Genomic DNA, 1,103 nt, shown 5'->3' on the forward strand with positions numbered 1-1,103 from the left:
GTGCCGCCTCGCTGACCGCGGCGGCCACCCCCACCAGGGCGTCGACCACCGAGGTCATCGCCCCGCTCGTCCACCAGGGGGTGGTCGAGGGGCTGCGGTCCAGGTGCAGCCGCACCGGCTGCGGCAGCGGACGCAGCCCCGCGGCGGCCAGGGCGCGTCCGGTGGCGGCCCGGGTGGCGGTGGCGAGCTCGGACAGCGGGTCGGGCTGGCGGACCAGCGTCACCTGCAGGTGGTCCGGGGCCAGCGGGCGCAGCACGAGCAGGTCGGCGCCGGTGCGCCCGGACAGGTCGGCCGAGACGCTGACGGCGTCCGAGCCGGCGGCGCCGGCCCGCAGGGTGAGCTTGACCCGGCTGCCCGGGCCGAAGGCCTCGCTGCCGAGCGGGCGGACGTGCACCCGCAGGTCACCGCTCAGGGCGGCCCGCGGGACGACGACCTGGGTGCCCTGGCGGCCCACCTCGGGGGCGGGGTCGCCCAGCACCAGCAGCTCGGCCGGCTGCGCGGCGTACATGCCGACCGTCAGCTGCTGGCGCTCCAGCACCTGGGTGGGGTGCTCGGCGCCGAGCGTCGTCACCGTCATCCGCGCTCTCCCCACGGGCGGCGGCGCAGCAGGTCGGCGACCCCCTGCCGGGACACGTAGCTGCGCACCACCGCGCCCACCACCCTCTCCTCCGGGGCCCGTCCGTGGGACCGCCGGTGCTCCGTCTCGTACTCCGCCTGCAGCTGGTCGCGGCCCAGCCGCTGCTCCAGCACCCACCACCGCAGGGCCGGCTGGCCGTCGCGGTGCAGCTGGTGGACGTGCGTCTCCGGCCCGGCCGGGCTCCCGGTCAGCGGAGGCGTCCGCGGGTCGCTGCGCAGCACACGGTAGACCTCGCGGCGGTGCGGCGGGCGGTGCGCCAGCCACCTGCCGGCAGGGCCGGTGAGCTCGGGGTGGGCGCGGACGAGCTGCTCGGTCTCGGGCGGCAGCGCCGCCCCGCGCAGCACGGCGTCCAGCAGCACGGTCTGGGCGAGGCCGACGAGGTCGGGCGGGCAGGGCCCGGTGGCGAGCCGGCGGAGCAGGTCGACGTGGTCGAGGCGGGCGACGGCGTCCAGGCCGAGACCGCGCG

At 78.8% G+C, this 1,103-nt stretch carries 2 protein-coding genes; both read right to left on the minus strand.

The features are described 5' to 3' along the window. The coding region (locus tag DVA66_RS20600) for a hypothetical protein (protein WP_157974226.1) at positions 1–577 on the minus strand (577 nt) is incomplete at its 3' end. After that, positions 574–1,103 (minus strand): hypothetical protein (locus DVA66_RS20605; RefSeq protein WP_157974227.1); only part of this gene is annotated, 530 nt, incomplete at its 5' end. The genes DVA66_RS20605 and DVA66_RS20600, both read right to left, overlap by 4 nt.

The organism is Desertihabitans aurantiacus (assembly GCF_003344635.1).
Taxonomy (GTDB): domain Bacteria; phylum Actinomycetota; class Actinomycetes; order Propionibacteriales; family Propionibacteriaceae; genus Desertihabitans; species Desertihabitans aurantiacus.